The sequence below is a fragment of the Amycolatopsis ponsaeliensis genome (genome assembly GCF_030182635.1).
Classification (GTDB): Bacteria; Actinomycetota; Actinomycetes; order Mycobacteriales; family Pseudonocardiaceae; genus Amycolatopsis; species Amycolatopsis ponsaeliensis.
On record NZ_JAPZLD010000131.1, the window covers coordinates 1 to 418 of the forward strand.

Consider the following 418-nt stretch of genomic DNA (forward strand, 5'->3'; position numbering starts at 1 on the left):
CCTGGCCTCCTGGGTGGCGCTGTGCCCGGGCAACCACGAATCCGCAGGCAAGCGCCACCACGGCAAACGCCGCAAGGGCAACCCGCGGCTGCAGGCGATGCTGGTCGAGTGTGCCTGGGCAGCCGTGCGTCACCCCGGCTATCTGCAGACTCTTTACCGCCGCCACGTCCGCCGGTTCGGTGGGTTCCGCAGCCCGGCGGCGAAGAAGAAAGCCATCATCGCCGTCGCACACAAACTTTCGATCATCATCTGGCACGTCCTGGCCACCGGCCGTGGCTATCACGACCTCGGCGCCGACTACCACACTCGCCGCATCGATCCCCACGCCGAGACCCGGCGGCTCGTTGCCAAGCTCCAAGCCCAGGGCTACACCGTCAGTCTCGAACCCGCCGCCTGAGAGCACCACCCGGCAACAACC

Annotated in this window: 1 protein-coding gene; it reads left to right on the forward strand. The window is 67.7% G+C overall.

Features of this window, described 5'->3' with window-relative positions; all coding sequences use genetic code 11:
• Positions 1-397 (forward strand): transposase (locus QQ657_RS56535; RefSeq protein ID WP_284750753.1); only part of this gene is annotated, 397 nt, incomplete at its 5' end.
• Between the last annotated feature and the right edge of the window lie 21 nt (positions 398-418).